The 16,225-nt window shown below is 65.7% G+C and carries 16 protein-coding genes; 6 read left to right on the forward strand and 10 right to left on the reverse strand.

Annotation, left to right across the window (positions count from 1 at the left end; genetic code table 11):
- Positions 1-140: 140 nt before the first annotated feature.
- Positions 141-1,991, forward strand: coding sequence for a sigma-54-dependent Fis family transcriptional regulator (locus tag BVC93_RS04430; RefSeq protein ID WP_083736112.1), 1,851 nt, complete (start codon positions 141-143; stop codon positions 1,989-1,991).
- Positions 1,992-2,064: 73 nt separating this feature from the next.
- Here BVC93_RS04430 and BVC93_RS04435 read toward each other — a convergent pair whose 3' ends face one another.
- Both BVC93_RS04435 and rpoB read right to left on the reverse strand, forming a co-directional pair.
- Positions 2,065-6,012, reverse strand: coding sequence for a DNA-directed RNA polymerase subunit beta' (locus tag BVC93_RS04435; RefSeq protein ID WP_083736113.1), 3,948 nt, complete (start codon positions 6,010-6,012; stop codon positions 2,065-2,067).
- A 43-nt stretch (positions 6,013-6,055) separates the two neighbouring features.
- Positions 6,056-9,553: a DNA-directed RNA polymerase subunit beta gene (gene rpoB / locus BVC93_RS04440; RefSeq protein WP_157516762.1), complete on the reverse strand. Its 3,498-nt coding sequence runs from the start codon at positions 9,551-9,553 to the stop codon at positions 6,056-6,058.
- Between the two features lie 548 nt (positions 9,554-10,101).
- Here rpoB and BVC93_RS04445 point away from each other — a divergent pair.
- From BVC93_RS04445 to BVC93_RS04465, 5 genes are all read left to right on the forward strand, one after another.
- On the forward strand, positions 10,102-10,446 hold the full coding sequence (locus BVC93_RS04445) for a hypothetical protein (protein WP_083736115.1): 345 nt from the start codon (positions 10,102-10,104) through the stop codon (positions 10,444-10,446).
- 110 nt (positions 10,447-10,556) lie between these two features.
- Entirely contained in the window at positions 10,557-11,006 is a 450-nt protein-coding gene (locus tag BVC93_RS04450; protein ID WP_083736116.1) for an RrF2 family transcriptional regulator, read from the forward strand.
- Positions 11,003-12,172, forward strand: coding sequence for a globin domain-containing protein (locus tag BVC93_RS04455; protein WP_083736117.1), 1,170 nt, complete (start codon positions 11,003-11,005; stop codon positions 12,170-12,172). The genes BVC93_RS04450 and BVC93_RS04455 overlap by 4 nt, the downstream gene beginning before the upstream one ends.
- Before the next feature lie 67 nt (positions 12,173-12,239).
- Complete coding sequence (locus BVC93_RS04460) at positions 12,240-12,506, forward strand: hypothetical protein (protein WP_083736118.1); 267 nt, start codon at positions 12,240-12,242, stop codon at positions 12,504-12,506.
- Between the two features lie 61 nt (positions 12,507-12,567).
- A complete protein-coding gene (locus BVC93_RS04465; protein ID WP_083736119.1) occupies positions 12,568-12,927 on the forward strand; it encodes an Atu4866 domain-containing protein in 360 nt (119 codons plus the stop codon).
- Positions 12,928-13,047: 120 nt separating this feature from the next.
- On the opposite strand, the gene BVC93_RS04470 is transcribed toward BVC93_RS04465, so the two are convergent.
- The 8 genes from BVC93_RS04470 to BVC93_RS04505 form a co-directional block, all read right to left on the reverse strand.
- Positions 13,048-13,554 carry a GGDEF domain-containing protein gene (locus tag BVC93_RS04470; protein ID WP_083736120.1) on the reverse strand — a complete coding sequence of 169 codons (507 nt, stop codon included), beginning with the start codon at positions 13,552-13,554 and terminating at the stop codon, positions 13,048-13,050.
- Positions 13,555-13,589: 35 nt separating this feature from the next.
- Positions 13,590-13,796: a hypothetical protein gene (locus tag BVC93_RS04475; protein WP_157516764.1), complete on the reverse strand. Its 207-nt coding sequence runs from the start codon at positions 13,794-13,796 to the stop codon at positions 13,590-13,592.
- A gap of 67 nt (positions 13,797-13,863) precedes the next feature.
- On the reverse strand, positions 13,864-14,136 hold the full coding sequence (locus BVC93_RS04480) for a hypothetical protein (RefSeq protein ID WP_083736122.1): 273 nt from the start codon (positions 14,134-14,136) through the stop codon (positions 13,864-13,866).
- Positions 14,137-14,184: 48 nt separating this feature from the next.
- Positions 14,185-14,745 carry a hypothetical protein gene (locus BVC93_RS04485; RefSeq protein ID WP_083736123.1) on the reverse strand — a complete coding sequence of 187 codons (561 nt, stop codon included), beginning with the start codon at positions 14,743-14,745 and terminating at the stop codon, positions 14,185-14,187.
- A gap of 8 nt (positions 14,746-14,753) precedes the next feature.
- Positions 14,754-15,320 (reverse strand): DUF6286 domain-containing protein, encoded by a 567-nt coding sequence (locus BVC93_RS04490; RefSeq protein WP_083736124.1) that lies wholly within the window; start codon positions 15,318-15,320, stop codon positions 14,754-14,756.
- Positions 15,317-15,739, reverse strand: a complete 423-nt coding sequence (locus BVC93_RS04495; protein WP_083736125.1) for an Asp23/Gls24 family envelope stress response protein — start codon at positions 15,737-15,739, stop codon at positions 15,317-15,319. The genes BVC93_RS04490 and BVC93_RS04495 overlap by 4 nt, the downstream gene beginning before the upstream one ends.
- The gene (locus BVC93_RS04500) at positions 15,732-15,911 is read right to left on the reverse strand and encodes a hypothetical protein (protein ID WP_083740794.1); all 180 of its coding nucleotides are present in this window, start codon (positions 15,909-15,911) and stop codon (positions 15,732-15,734) included. Before BVC93_RS04500 ends, BVC93_RS04495 begins: the two co-directional genes overlap by 8 nt.
- 47 nt (positions 15,912-15,958) lie before the next feature.
- Positions 15,959-16,225 carry a hypothetical protein gene (locus tag BVC93_RS04505; RefSeq protein WP_157516765.1) on the reverse strand — a complete coding sequence of 89 codons (267 nt, stop codon included), beginning with the start codon at positions 16,223-16,225 and terminating at the stop codon, positions 15,959-15,961.

Raw genomic sequence — 16,225 nt, forward strand, 5'->3', positions numbered from 1 at the left:
TCGAGCTAGCCTGCGGGATGTCCCGGGGCGGACAGACGTCCCAAGTTGGGACATGTGACGGTCTTGGCTGTGACGCAGCTCTCCCCCACACTGGAATCACCTCATCGCCATATGTCGATGCAACCGAGCCAGGAGCTGCGATGCCGAACAGTCCGACCCGCATGTTGCGGGTGGCCGCTGCCCGTGCGGACTTCCTCGAATTCGGCGGCGCCGGCGCGGCAGGGGTGTCCGAGGTTGTCGCGGCGTCGTGGGAGCGCAGCCAGGCCGCCGGAGTCGACGTGTCCCGTCCAGAGGGTGCGTTCACCGATCAGATCAACACCAGTTCCTTGCTGGTCCGCTGCGCGCAGCCGGTTCTGCAGCAGCTGGAGATCGACACCGTCGAGATGCCCATGGTGATCGCCCTGACCGACAGCAAAGCGCGGGTGGTGCGACGCATCGACAGTTCGCCGGCCGTCGCGCGGTTACTGGATCGAGTGCACCTGGCCCCCGGGTTCGACTACTCGGAGTCCACCATGGGCACCAACGGCATCGGTACCGTATTCGAAGCCGGGAAGCCGGTCAGCGTGATCGGGCCCGAGCATTTCAGTGAAAACCTGCACATGTTCGCGTGCACCGGTGCGCCGGTGATCGATCCGATCACCGGACGGGTCGAAGGCGTACTGGACATCTCCACGCTGTCTCAGGCCTGGAGCCCACTGATGCACACGTTGGTCAAGAGCGCGGCCAAGGACATCGGGCACAACCTGTTACTGGATCGCAGCCAGTCCCAGCGAGCGGTGTTCGACACGTATGTGAAGGTGACCTCGCGCTCCAACCGCCAGGCAGTCTTCGCTTTCGGAGATTCGGTGTTCATTGCCAATCCCGCCGCCCAGCAGTTGTTCGACGCTGACGAACAACGAATGCTGAAAGAACACGCGACATTCCTGATGGCCCGCAAGGACCGCGCCAGCGACACGTTGGCATTACCGCGTGGCAACCGCCTGGTGCACATCCGTGGCACTCGGATCCTGGCCGGCACCGAGGTGGCCGGCATGGTGGTGATCGCCGACCTGGTGACGGCGCGTCAGAACGGATCGCCCGGCGATTTCAACGAGCACCGCCTCCCCCAGATCGCGATGGCCGCGCCCGCAACCTCGCAGATCGTCGGCGGACTGTCCCGCTCGCGCGACGCTCTGGCCGACGGCACCTCGCCGGCCTGGGTGCGCGCCTGCGCAGAACTGCGACAAGCTCTTCGGCGCGGCCGGGCCACATTGGTGGTGGGCGAAACCGGAGTCGGGAAGTTCACCTTGGTGGCCGAGCTCTTCCATGCCATCTACCCGAGTGGCCGCAGCATCTCAGTGGATGCATCCCAACTCGGAATCGACGGTCCACCTTCTGATTTGAACACTCTGGTGGCGAATCCCGACGAACCCACCCTGCACATCATCCGCGATATCGACCAGGCCAGCACCGACGGCGTGGAACGGTTGGAGGCCTACTTCACCGCGGTGGAGGCGCTCGACGGGCCGGTCTGGGTGGTGGCCACCGGACTGGATGCGTCCGCGACGGCAGACCTGCCGTTCCGCGAACTCCTGCATCATTTCGAGGAGTCAATCACCGTGCCGCCGCTACGGTGCCGCACCGATGATCTGCCGGCCATCACCGCGGCATTGCTGCGCGGAGCAGCCCCGGACCGCAAGGTCCGCCTCAGCCCCGACGCACAGCGGCTCATCGCCCGATACACCTGGCCCCGCAACATCTTTCAGTTGCGTGAGGCGTTGGTGCATGCGCTGCGCCGCCGCCCCGTCGGCGAAATTCAGGACACCGACCTGCCCGGCTACTGCCAAACCGTGGCACGCCACACGCTGACCCCGCTGGAAACCGTGGAACGCGACGCCATCATCACGGCACTGCGCGAGGCCGGCGGCAATCGGGTTGCGGCGGCATCGCATCTGGGAATGGCTCGTTCCAGCTTGTACCGCAAGCTCAAGACCTACGGAATCACCGCCTGAACAAGGCCTGACGTTCGAGCCCCCGAACACGAAAAGGGCCCCCGCTCGAAAGCGAGGGCCCTTCCCGAATCGACTACCGGTAGTCGGAGTATCCGTAATCGTCCAGCGGCACCGCAGCGCCGGTGGCCTGGCCGAAGTCCGGGCTGTAGTACTGATCCTCGTAGGACGGGATCGTGTACGCCGCAGCGCGGGCCTCTTCGGTCGGCTGCACCCGGATGTCGCGGTAGCGGGCGATGCCCGTACCCGCCGGGATCAGCTTGCCGATGATCACGTTCTCCTTCAGACCCTGCAGCTTGTCGCTGCGGCAGTTGATCGCCGCATCGGTGAGCACGCGAGTGGTCTCCTGGAACGACGCCGCCGACAGCCACGAATCCGTGGCCAGGCTCGCCTTGGTGATACCCATCAGCACCGGACGACCGGCTGCGGGCTCGTTGCCCTCAGCGACCACCCGACGGTTGGCGGATTCGAACTCGGCACGCTCGGTGAGCGATCCGGGCAGGAATTCCGTTGCGCCGGAATCGATGATGGTCACGCGGCGCAGCATCTGCCGGACGATCACCTCGATGTGCTTGTCGTGGATCGACACACCCTGGGCGCGGTAGACCTCCTGCACCTCGTTGACGAGGTGCACCTGGACCTGACGCGGACCCTGGACACGCAGCACCTCGTGCGGGTCTGCCGAGCCTTCCATCAACTGCTGACCGACCTCGATGTGGTCGCCCTCAGCCAACGGACGCTCGGTGCCGTCCTCGTGCTTGAACACCCGCAGACGCTGACGACGCGGCAGCTTGTCGTAGACAACTTCTTCGCCACCGTCGTCGGGAATGAGGGTGATCTTGTAGAACTTGTCGGTCTCCTCCAGGCGAACCCGCCCGGTGGCATCGGCGATCGGGGCACGGTTGCGCGGAACGCGGGCCTCGAACAGCTCCTGCACACGCGGCAGACCACCGGTGATGTCGCCACCGACGCCACCCTGGTGGAAGGTACGCATGGTCAGCTGCGTGCCGGGCTCACCGATGGACTGGGCGGCGACGATGCCGACGGCCTCGCCGATGTCGACCAGCTTGCCGGTGGCCATCGAGCGGCCGTAGCAGGTGGCGCACACGCCGGTGCCGGTGGTGCAGGTCAGCACCGAACGCACCTTGACTTCGGTGATGCCGGCTGCCAGCAGCGCGTCGATGGCCGGGTCACCCAGGTCATGTCCACGCTCGACGACCACGTTGCCGGAGGCGTCGACCGCGTCGGCGGCCAGCGTCCGGGCGAACGCCGAGGTCTCGACATGTGCGTCACGCAGCAGTGCACCGTCGTCGGTCTTCTCGGCGATGGTCACGACGATGCCGCGCTCGGTGCCACAGTCGGTCTCGCGAACGATGACGTCCTGCGACACGTCCACCAGACGACGGGTCAGGTAACCCGAGTCGGCGGTACGAAGAGCGGTGTCGGCCAGACCCTTACGCGCACCGTGGGTGTTGATGAAGTACTCCAGCACCGTCAGGCCCTCGCGGAACGAGGACTTGATGGGACGCGGGATGTACTCACCCTTCGGGTTGGTCACCAGACCCTTCATGCCGGCCAGGTTGCGCACCTGCGTCATGTTGCCGGTGGCACCCGACTTGGGCAGCAGGGTGATCGGGTTGTCCGCCGGGTAGTACTCCTCCAGCGCCTTACCGACCTCATCGGTGGCTTCCTGCCAGATCTTGACCAGCGCTTCACGACGCTCGTCGGCTGTCAGAGCACCACGCTGGTACTTCTTCTCGATGCCGTCGGCTTCGCCCTCGTAACGATCGAGGATCGCCGCCTTCTGCGGCGGCACCAGCACGTCGGCCATCGAGACCGTGACACCCGAACGCGTGGCCCAGTGGAAACCGGCGTCCTTGAGCTTGTCGACGGTCTGCGCGACGACGATCATCGGGTAGCGCTCGGCCAGATCGTTGATGATCGCGGCCTGCACCTTCTTGTGCATCTGCTTGTCCACGAACGGATAACCAACGGGCAGAAGCTCGTTGAACAGCACCCGGCCCAGCGTGGTGTGCGCGGTCCAGGCGTCGCCCGGCTTCCAGCCGTTCGGGAACAGCTGCGCCTCGATCTCGGCCGGCGGACGCAGACGCGTCATCCGGACCTTGATCTTGGCGCGCACGCTCAGCGCACCGCGGTCCATGGCCATGATGGCCTCGGCCGGGCTGCTGTAGGTGCCGGTCTCCGGGGACTCGGACGTCGCGGCGGTGAATTCGCCGAGATCACCGGGCACCTCGGTGGTGAGGAAGTACAGACCGGTCACCATGTCCAGACGGGGCATGGCCAGCGGCCGGCCCGACGCCGGGGACAGGATGTTGTTCGAGGACAGCATCAGGATGCGGGCCTCGGCCTGCGCCTCCGCCGACAGCGGAAGGTGCACGGCCATCTGGTCACCGTCGAAGTCCGCGTTGAACGCCTCGCAGACCAGCGGGTGCAGCTGGATGGCCTTGCCTTCGACCAGCTGCGGCTCGAAGGCCTGGATACCGAGGCGGTGCAGGGTGGGTGCACGGTTGAGCAGCACGGGGTGCTCACCGATGACCTCTTCGAGGACGTCCCACACCTGCGGGCGCTGACGCTCCACCATGCGCTTGGCGCTCTTGATGTTCTGCGCGTGGTTCAGGTCGACAAGACGCTTCATCACGAACGGCTTGAACAGCTCGAGTGCCATCAGCTTGGGCAGACCGCACTGGTGCAGCTTGAGCTGCGGGCCGACCACGATGACCGAACGGCCCGAGTAGTCGACACGCTTGCCGAGCAGGTTCTGACGGAACCGGCCCTGCTTGCCCTTGAGCAGATCGGACAGCGACTTCAGCGGACGGTTGCCCGGTCCGGTGACCGGACGTCCACGGCGGCCGTTGTCGAACAGCGCGTCCACCGACTCCTGAAGCATGCGCTTCTCGTTGTTGACGATGATCTCGGGCGCGCCCAGATCGATCAGTCGCTTGAGCCGGTTGTTGCGGTTGATCACGCGGCGGTACAGGTCGTTGAGATCGGAGGTGGCGAAGCGGCCACCGTCGAGCTGCACCATCGGACGCAGCTCCGGCGGGATCACCGGAACGGCGTTGAGCACCATGCCCATGGGCGAGTTGCGGTTGGTCTGGAACGCCGCGACGACCTTGAGGCGCTTGAGAGCACGCAGCTTCTTCTGGCCCTTGCCGTTCTTGATGGTGTCGCGCAGCGACTCCGCCTCGGCGTCGATGTCGAAGACCTCGATGAGCTTCTGGATGGACTCCGCACCCATGGCACCGGTGAAGTACTCGCCGTAGCGGTCGACGAGCTCGCGGTAGAGGTTCTCGTCCACGATCAGCTGCTTGACGGCCAGCTTGGTGAAGGTGGTCCAGATCTCGTCGAGCCGGTCCAGCTCACGCTGGGCCCGGTCACGCAGCTGACGCATCTCGCGCTCGCCGCCGTCGCGCACCTTGCGGCGCACGTCGGACTTGGCACCTTCGGCCTCCAGCTCGGCCAGGTCGGCCTCGAGCTTCTGGGCACGGGCTTCCAGGTCGGCGTCGCGCTGATCGGCGACCGACTTCTTCTCGACGACCATCTCGGCCTCGAGGGTGGAGAGCTCGTTGTGCCGCATCTCCTCGTCGACGCTGGTGATGACGTAGGCAGCGAAGTAGATGATCTTCTCGAGATCCTTCGGCGCCAGGTCCAGCAGGTAGCCCAGACGCGACGGCACGCCCTTGAAGTACCAGATGTGCGTGACGGGTGCGGCCAGTTCGATGTGGCCCATCCGCTCACGACGCACCTTGGCCCGGGTCACCTCGACGCCGCAGCGCTCGCAGATGATGCCCTTGAACCGGACGCGCTTGTACTTGCCGCAGTAGCACTCCCAGTCGCGAGTCGGTCCGAAGATCTTCTCGCAGAACAGGCCGTCCTTCTCGGGCTTGAGCGTGCGGTAGTTGATGGTCTCCGGCTTCTTGACCTCGCCGTAGGACCAGTTGCGGATGTCGTCCGCGGTCGCGAGACCGATGCGGAGTTCATCGAAGAAGTTGACGTCTAGCACGCAAACTCCCTTTCCCCTTGCGGGATAGATATTCGGACGAGCTCTACGCCAGATCTTCCACAGACGCGGCTTCGTTGCGGGACAGGTTGATTCCGAGGTTGGCAGCAGCACGCTCCAGGTCCTCGTCATCGCCGTCCCGCATCTCGATCGCGGCGCCGTCCGAAGACAGCACCTCGACGTTCAGGCAGAGCGACTGCAGCTCCTTGAGAAGCACCTTGAACGACTCGGGGATACCGGGTTCAGGGATGTTCTCGCCCTTGACGATCGCTTCGTACACCTTGACGCGGCCCACCGTGTCGTCGGACTTGATGGTGAGCAGCTCCTGCAGCGTGTAGGCGGCCCCGTAGGCCTGCATGGCCCAGCACTCCATCTCGCCGAACCGCTGACCACCGAACTGCGCCTTACCACCGAGCGGCTGCTGGGTGATCATCGAGTACGGACCGGTGGAGCGGGCGTGGATCTTGTCGTCCACCAGGTGGTGCAGCTTCAGGATGTACATGTAGCCGACCGTCACCGGGTACGGGAACGGTTCGCCACTGCGTCCGTCGAACAGCGTCGCCTTGCCGTCGCCGTCGACCATCACGTCGCCGTCACGGTTGGGCAGCGTGCTGCCGAGCAGGCCCGTCAACTCGTTCTCACGGGTGCCGTCGAAGACCGGCGTGGCCGTGTTGGTGTCGGCGGGTGCGCTGTAGAGATCCTCGGGCAGGTTGGCCGCCCACTCCGGAACTCCCTGTGCGACGTCGATGTTCCAGCCGGTCTTGGCCACCCACCCGAGGTGGGTCTCCAGGATCTGGCCGATGTTCATACGACGCGGCACACCGTGGGTGTTCAGGATGATGTCGACCGGGGTGCCGTCCGGGAGGAACGGCATGTCCTCGATGGGCAGGATCTTGCCGATGACGCCCTTGTTGCCGTGGCGTCCGGCGAGCTTGTCGCCGTCGGAGATCTTGCGCTTCTGGGCCACGTACACGCGGACCAGCTCGTTGACACCGGCGGGCAGCTCGTCGTCGTCCTCGCGCGAGAACACGCGGATGCCGATGACCTTGCCGGACTCACCGTGGGGCACCTTCAGGGAGGTGTCGCGGACCTCGCGGGCCTTCTCACCGAAGATGGCACGCAGCAGACGCTCTTCCGGGGTCAGCTCGGTTTCACCCTTGGGGGTGACCTTGCCGACCAGGATGTCGCCGTCGCGGACCTCGGCGCCGATGCGGATGATGCCGCGCTCGTCGAGATCGGCCAGCACCTCATCGGAGACGTTCGGGATGTCCCGGGTGATCTCCTCGGCGCCCAGCTTGGTGTCGCGGGCGTCGATCTCGTGCTCCTCGATGTGGATGGACGTCAGGACGTCCTCCTCCACCAGGCGCTGCGAGAGGATGATGGCGTCCTCGTAGTTGTGGCCCTCCCACGGCATGATCGCGACGAGCAGGTTCTTGCCCAGCGCCATCTCGCCGTTCTCGGTGCACGGTCCGTCGGCCAGCACCTGTCCGGACTCGACGCGCTGCCCGGCGTCCACGATCGGACGCTGGTTGGCGCACGTGCCGTGGTTGGAGCGGGCGAACTTGCGCATCCGGTAGGTGTGCCGGGTGCCGTCGTCGGCCATGACGGTGATGTAGTCGGCGGAGACCTCTTCGACCACACCGGCCTTGTCGGTCACCACCACGTCACCGGCGTCGATGGCGGCACGCAGCTCCATGCCGGTACCCACCAGCGGTGCCTCGCTGCGCACCAGCGGAACCGCCTGGCGCTGCATGTTGGCACCCATCAGGGCGCGGTTGGCGTCGTCGTGCTCCAGGAACGGGATCATGGCCGTGGCCACGGACACCATCTGGCGCGGCGAGACGTCCATGTAGTCCACCTGTGCGGGCGAGACGAACTCGACCTCGCCGCCCTTACGACGGACCAGGATGCGCTCTTCGGTGAAGCCACCGCTCTCGTCGGTCGGCGAGTTGGCCTGCGCCACGACGTGGCGGTCCTCTTCGTCGGCGGTGAGGTAGTCGATCTGGTCGGTGACCTTGCCGTCGATGACCTTGCGGTACGGCGTCTCGATGAAGCCGAACGGGTTGACCCGCGCGTACACCGACAGCGAGCCGATCAGGCCGATGTTCGGGCCTTCCGGCGTCTCGATGGGGCACATGCGGCCGTAGTGGCTGGCGTGCACGTCGCGGACCTCGAGGCCGGCGCGCTCACGGGACAGACCGCCGGGGCCCAGCGCCGAGAGACGACGCTTGTGGGTCAGACCCGAGAGCGGGTTGTTCTGGTCCATGAACTGCGACAGCTGCGAGGTTCCGAAGAACTCCTTGATGGCTGCCACGACGGGGCGGATGTTGATCAGGGTCTGCGGCGTGATGGCCTCGACGTCCTGGGTGGTCATCCGCTCGCGGACCACACGCTCCATACGCGAGAGGCCCACCCGGATCTGGTTCTGGATCAGCTCGCCCACGGTGCGCAGACGACGGTTGCCGAAGTGGTCGATGTCGTCGACCTCGACCGGCACCTCGACGCCGCCGGGAGCGGTCATCAGGGTCTGGCCCTCGTGCAGGCGCACCAGGTACTCGATGGTGGCGACGATGTCCTCTTCGGTCAGCGTCGAGCTGGTGATCGGCTGGCCGGCGTTGAGGCCCAGCTTCTTGTTCACCTTGTACCGGCCCACGCGGGCCAGGTCGTAGCGCTTCTCCTTGAAGAACAGGTTCTCCAGCAGGGTCTGCGCGGATTCCTTGGTGGGGGGCTCGCCCGGGCGCAGCTTGCGGTAGATGTCCAGCAGCGCCTCGTCGGTGCCTGCGGTGTTGTCCTTCTCCAGCGTGCTCATCATGATCTCGGAGAAGCCGAAGCGCTCCGAGATCTGCTCGTTGGTCCAGCCGAGCGCCTTCAGCAGCACGGTGACCGGCTGGCGACGCTTGCGGTCGATGCGCACACCCACGGTGTCGCGCTTGTCGACGTCGAACTCGAGCCAGGCGCCGCGGCCCGGAATGACCTTCACCGAGTGCAGGTCCTTCTCGGTGCCCTTGTCGACGCTGTGGTCGAAGTACACACCGGGCGAACGCACGAGCTGCGACACGACGACGCGCTCGGTGCCGTTGATGATGAAGGTGCCCTTTTCGGTCATCATCGGGAAGTCACCCATGAAGACCGTCTGGCTCTTGATCTCGCCGGTGTTGTTGTTGATGAACTCGGCCGTGACGAACAGCGGGGCCGCGTACGTCATGTCCTTGTCTTTGCACTCGTCGACCGGCGCCTTGACTTCGTCGAAGCGCGGGTCGGAGAAGCTCAGCGACATGGAGCCCGAGAAGTCCTCGATGGGCGAGAGTTCCTCGAGGACCTCTTCGAGGCCACCCTTGGGATCAAGCTCGCCGCGCTCGACTGCCTTCTCGCGCCACCGGTCGGAGCCGACCAGCCACTCGAACGATGCGGTCTGCACGTCGAGTAGCCCCGGAACCTCGAGAGGCTCACGGAGCTTGGCGAAAGAAACGCGGTTTGGAGCACCGGGTACGGAGGAATTAGAGCTAATGTTCTGGCGGGAGACTGCCAAGATGCGTCCTTCCAGGCACCTCGTGCGGCGAACCGGTAACCGGTGACCCGGTTTCCGATGCCGCGCTATCTGCTTCGGTTCTGGCTGGTTGACAGCCTGTCCGAATCACAGACACACGGCACGCAACTAGATGACTGAGACGAAACTCAGGCTAGGTACTGCGGTGCGGAAGGTGAGGGTGGGCAGGAGGCAGCCAGCGCAACGTCCAACAATAGCGGACGCGCGCGCATTCCTCAACTAGCCCGTTGCAAGCTGTTCGGCGCTGGCTGGCGGCTGAATCTCTGCGTTGCAAACATGCTGCGAAACAGAGTGACCCCTCGGCGCTGTTCCGTCAAGAGGTGGAGCGCGTGTCAGCGATTCTGCCTCAGAACAGGCCTGATCCGGAAAGGGCCGGGTAACGCCCGCGCCACGCGTCGTTGGGGTGTCCGTCAGCGAACCGCAACAGGAGACGGTGGCGGCCGGGAACTCGGCCCTCCTGTGGATCTGCTGCGACTTTCCCGCCGGGCAGCAGCCGAGAATGATCGCCCTGGCGTCCTGTTCCCTCGACCGAAGTTCGGAGCCTGATGAGCGCACCCGAAGGCGACGTGGTCGCCGTCACCATGTTCTGCCTCAAGCCCGGCGTCGACCCGGCCGAGTTCGAACGCTTCTCCACCGAGCTCGACCAACCCACCTGCCTGGCCGTCGACGTCGTGCTGTCCTTCGATGCCTACCGCGTCACCTCCGCGCCCGACGGCTCCCCCGCCGACGTCCTCGAGGTCATGCACGTGGCCGACTGGGCCGCTTGGGAGCAGCTGCGCGACAACGATCCCGCCTTCGCCCCGGTGATGGACGGCTTCACCAGGCTTGTCGACCTCAGCACCGTCCGCACCTGGTTCACCCACACGATCATCGCAGACACCCACCACTGACGGCCGCCGACGGCCCGAATGCCCAGGTCTAAAAACCGCACGTCACGGGGTGTTTGACCACACAATCAGAAAAGTCGCCTCTGCGATGCGCAATTAGTAGCGTCGGCTCCATGCAGCTGACCCGCTTCACCGATCTGGGGCTGCGGGCGCTGATGTTGCTGGCCACCGGCGACGCCGAAGATCAGCGCGTCACCACCCGCCAGATCGCCGTGAGCGCCGGCGCCTCGGAGAACCACGTCGCCAAGGCGATCTCGCGTCTGGTGGACCTCGGCCTGGTTCACGCTCGCCGCGGTCGTGTCGGCGGCCTGTCGCTCACCGACGCCGGCCGGCAGGTCTCGATCGGCCGGTTGGTGCGCGAACTCGAAGGAGACCGCGAGGTCGTCGAATGTGGCGGCCAGACGCCGTGCCCGCTGATCGCCGGGTGCCGCCTGCGCCGCGCCCTGGCCGAAGCCAAGGCTGCTTTCTACGCCGAACTCGACCGCTACACCGTCGCTGACCTGGTGCGCAGCCCCGCGCTCCAACTCATCTCACTCACCCCGATGGAAGGGACCAACCGATGACCGCACCCACCACAGTGGAGTTGACCCCGCAGCATGCCGAGATCGTCTCGGCAACACTGCCTTTGGTAGGTGCCCACATCGACCAGATCACGACGGAGTTCTACCGCCGACTGTTCGAAGCCCATCCCGAGCTGCTGCGCAACCTGTTCAACCGCGGCAACCAGGCCCGGGGCGCCCAGCAGCGCGCCCTGGCTGCCTCCATCGCCACCTTCGCCGCGCACCTCGTCGACCCCGACCTGCCCCACCCTGCAGAGCTCCTGTCGCGGATCGGCCACCGGCACACGTCACTGGGGGTCACGGCCGATCAGTACCCGATCGTGCACGAGCACCTGTTCGCTGCCATCGTCGAGGTGCTCGGGGCGGACACCGTGACCGCCGAGGTGGCCGCCGCGTGGGACGAGGTGTACTGGATCCTGGCCGACACCCTGATCGCACTGGAGCGCGGCCTGTACGCCGACGCCGGTGTCACCGACGGCGATGTCTACCGGCGGGTGCGGGTGCTGGCCCGGGTCGACGACCCCTGCGGCGCTGTCCTGATCACTGTCTCGAGTCGGCTGGAAACCGCGCCCGGACAGTATGTTTCAGTGGGTGTGACGTTGCCCGACGGAGACCGCCAACTGCGCCAGTACAGCCTGGTGAACGCGCCGCAGGGTGAACTGACCTTCGCCGTGAAACCAGCCGGTGAGGTCTCGGACTGGATCGCCGGCAACGTCCGGGTCGGTGACCTGCTGGACGTCACCGTGCCCTTCGGTGATCTGCCGACACCCCACGACACACCACTGGTCCTGGTATCCGCAGGTATCGGCATCACCCCGATGATCAGCCTGCTGGAATACCTGGTGGCCGCCGACGCCCAAACCCCGGTGCGGGTACTGCACGCCGACCGCGACCAGACCACACACCCGCTGCGTGACCGCCAGCTGGAGCTGGTCACCCAACTGGCCGACGCCACCCTCGAGGTCTGGTACGAAGACGGCCACACCGCAGGCGCGCACACCGGGCGAATGAACCTCGACGATGTGACGCTGGCCCCGGACTCCCATGTATACCTCTGCGGTGCAGACGGTTTCGTGCGTGCCGTCCGGGAGCAGCTGACCGGCCGCGGCATCCCCACCGACCGGGTGCACTGCGAACTGTTCTCCCCCAACGACTGGCTGCTGGGATGAAACGAGTTTCTAGGTGTTTCCTATGAGGCGGGTTATTGACCGCTTCATCCGGTGCATTCCGGCGGGCATGAAGAAACTATTGATCGTCACCCCCGCAGTCCTGGCAGCAGTGCTCGGCACCGCCGGCCACGCAGCAGCGGCCCCGTCCGGCCCCGACGTGCCCCAGGTGGTCGAGGAACTGGAGGCGCAGGGCTACAACGTCCAGCTCAACGGCACCGCAGGTGGGCAGGTGGCGGACTGCTCCGTCAGCGATGTCCGCGGAATCGGTGCCGACAACAACCTGGGCACGGTGTACGTCGATCTGGACTGCACCCATGCCTACCTCACCGATTGATCACCGAGGGGGTGCGCCGCACCCTGCCTGAGCCGCAGTCCGGTACCTACCGTCGGAATGCATGACAACACCGAAACTGCGCCTCCTTGTGTTGCTTCCCGTGGTAGCGGTGCTGGCCGCGTGTTCACCTGCAGGACAGGCCGATTCGACGGTCTCGCACCCGTATGTCGGGATGTGGGTGACCGCCGACGGCCACATCCGCCAGGAACTGCGCGCCGACGGCCGCTACGACGAGGCTCGGGGCACCCGCCAGAGCGCCTACACGGGGTCCTACACGGTTGTGGGCAACCACATCGACTACGTCGACGACACCGGTTTCACCGCGGACGGGACGTTCACCGGCGACGTGCTGGATCACGGTGGTTACGTGTTCTACCGCGAAGGCAGCCAGGCACACCTGCAGGCATCAGGCGGGCAGTAACCGTTCGACAGTGCCCAGCCCGACGGCGACTCCGCGGCCGACCGTCACTGACTCACCTGCTGCCGGGTACACCCCGTCGGACGAGCCGGACAGCATGTCGGTGACCCAGCCGGCGGCGATTCAGGTGGCCGGCCACACGGCATGAAAGCAGATCCGATCCCCACCCTCGCGTTTGGCGCCGCGCATGGCGGTATCGGCCATGTCGAGCACCGACTCGAGAGTCTCGGCATCGCATCCGCAGTGGCAGTACTGCCACGCGACGCCGACACTGGCGGTGACCACATCCGCCACGGAGCCGGCACTGTGTTCCAGTCGCCGGATCAGGTCTGCGACATCCTTGGCGTTACGCAGACTCGCCAGCACCACGAACTCGTCGCCTCCGGTACGGGAGACCACCTCACCTGCCCGAACACACGATTGCAGTGCCTTCGCGACCGCCTGCAACACCCTGTTGCCGTGCTCGCGACCGTGGTTGTCGTTGAGTTCTGCGAATCGGTCGAGGTTGACCACCGCCGCCACCACGATGGCGGGCTTCTGGGCACCGGCGAATCGTTCGACCCCCGCGAACAAACCACTGCGGTTGTACAGCGCGGTTGCCGGTGCCTCTTGTGCGGTTGTTAGCAACATGTGACGTCCTTCTTCAATGACTGCTCGAGCCACGATCAAGCGAGGCTGCGGGCAATCTCGTCGCTGACGTGGCGCGCCCACTGTTCCACGGTGCGCCGCTTCGCCGGCGAACACGCACACACCGTCATATCACGGTCAGCGGGCGAGACGATCGAATAGTGTTTGATGAGTACAGGAGCGATCACCGCCCAGGCGAAAAGTTCTTCACCGTGGTCATTGTCACGGGAGTTCTGCACACTCACGTTCATCTCCTGTCCCCCTCGGAATGGGTCATATCTCCGAACAACATTGTCCGCGAACGCTTTACGTTCATTCGGACCCAGACTGTAAAGAAGCAGCCGCATACACGGCCACGGCAATGCCGGCGGTCCACACGCCGATGGCCAGAGGTACCACCTTGAACCCGCTGTCGACGTCCGGGGAACTGAGCTGATAAGTCAGCCAGGTGGCCGGCACCGAGCCCAGTGCACCGAGAGTCAGCGGTGCAAGAGCACGAAGTCGCCGCTTCACCGGTAGCGCCAACGCGGCCGCCACCCCGATCAGCAGCCCGATGACGACTGCGCCCAGCAGCGTTACGAGCATGTCTTGAACTTTCTCTGGTTGCGTGCGGACATCTTTCGGACCCCACGGTCATTCGAGTCGCCGTCGACCGGTTGCGAGTTTGGGCAGCGCGATGACTGCGCGGACCGCCAGCTCGGGATCCTCCGACACGGACACGATCTGGCGACTCACCTCGTCGGTTGCTGTGGTCGCGGCCTCCACATCACCGGGGTTCTCCACCGTCACCCTCAGTTCGGCAAGGCGGGTCCCGCGGTCGACCACTACCCGACCTCGGGCCTGACGGATGGCAGGTACTCGGTCGAGTTCCTCCGCGGCAGCTGTCAGCACGCTGCTGAGATCAACAGCGAGACAACCATGATCGCCGGGTTCTCGGATCCGGCGGAACACGTCGGGGCGACGTGGCAGGTGGGCCAGGAGCCAGCACGCGGCCAGCACCGTCAGGCCGACTCCGGCGCCTCCCACCGCCCATGTCCACCAATCGGCACCACGCGCGGCTTCCAACCAATCGAAGTTCACCGTCACATCGAACGCATTCAAGCCACCGGCGGGTGCGAGCACAGCCAGCAGGCCGAGGCCCGCCAGCACCACACCCACCAGCAGGGTGACCAGCCGGTCCACGAGCGTGACCACAGATACCCTCACTGCCGTCGTCCTGTCTTGATTCGCACCGTCACCCTCGGCGGCCGCCGAAGCACCCCCAGCGCGGTCACAACGGCAGCTCTGACCTCATCGGGCGACACACCGACGTCACCTTGATCAGCCGTGACACGCACCCTTCTCCGGGTCGCGTCCGAGCGGGCGCGCAGCACTCCTGCTACGCCGCCGGCCGCATCTGAGGCCAGGCGCGCAACATCCGTCGGCGACATCCACTGTGAGGAAGCGGCTTTGAGCTTCATCGCCGTTGTGCGAGCAGGTCGGCATGCACAACTGACCAGCCACCCGCCGATGAGGATGCCCACTGCTCCGATGGGCACCATCCACCACTGATCGTGTCGACCGTCGGCTGCGGTCACGGCGGCATCGATCCAGCGTGTCCCTCGCAGCCATCCGAGTGTGACCGCAGTATCGCGGAGAGCGATCACTCCGAGGGCAAGCATCGCGGCTGCAAGCAGCACACCGACACGACGTACCGTCGGTGTGGGCACCGGACTGCGGTCGGGCACCGATGGCTGCGGCCCCGGCCCGGTCGGATCGAAGCTGGTCACTGCACTCTCCTCGACGACACCCTGCTGACGTGGGCGACGGTGACGTCTACGTCGTCGACGTCGAACCCGGCGAGCCCGCTCAATGCCCTGACCACGTTGCGCTGCACATTTCGGGCAACCTGTACGGCAGGAGCCGGCCATTGCACCGCCACTTTCACGTCCCCACGCACCCTGTTCCCCCGGACCGTCAGCTGCGCGTGCGGCAAAGCCTTACCGGTGATCTTGTCGAGTCCGCTGGAGTGCGGGCACACGTGCTCGGTCTCGAGAGCTGCCTGGACAGCGAGCCGTTGCGCTACCCGGTCGTGGACCACCGTCGATCCCCGGCTGAATTTCTCGTCCTCTCCACCGGGCCCTTTGTCGGTCACGGTGTCTTCGGCCTCCCCCGAGCTCGTCTGGGTGACCACTTGGTCCTCAACCACGGCCGCGACCTCGGAGCAGGGTGATCAGGTCGAATTCACCGTCGCGCTGGCCGCCGATCAGGTATCCGACGGCCCCGAGCACGAGCGCGACGAAGAAGCCGGAGATGCCTCCTGCTGCCGCGGCGACACCGAGCAGCAGTCCGGCGATCAAACCCAGAGTGGACGTTGTCATGAGCTGTACCTTCGTGATCGGGCCGCGGTGCACGCGGCCGCTGGGAGTCAGGAAACGTTGTTGACGTCGACGAATACCCGCCTGCGTTGGACCAGCGCCGTCATCGCAACCAAAACCTTGCGCATCCGGACGCGGCGTGAACGCACGACGACGATCGGTTGGTCGAACTTCGAGAGATGGCCGCCTTCGTCGATCGCGCGCATGGCGTCGATGAAGGCGTCGTGGTCTCCACCCCGGTCCGGGTGCAGAGCGAGTGCCGCGACACGACGCCGGTGCGCCGTCACCGCCGCGTTGTGCGACGCACTGTCAGGCAT

The organism is Mycobacterium sp. MS1601, assembly GCF_001984215.1.
Classification (GTDB): Bacteria; Actinomycetota; Actinomycetes; order Mycobacteriales; family Mycobacteriaceae; genus Mycobacterium.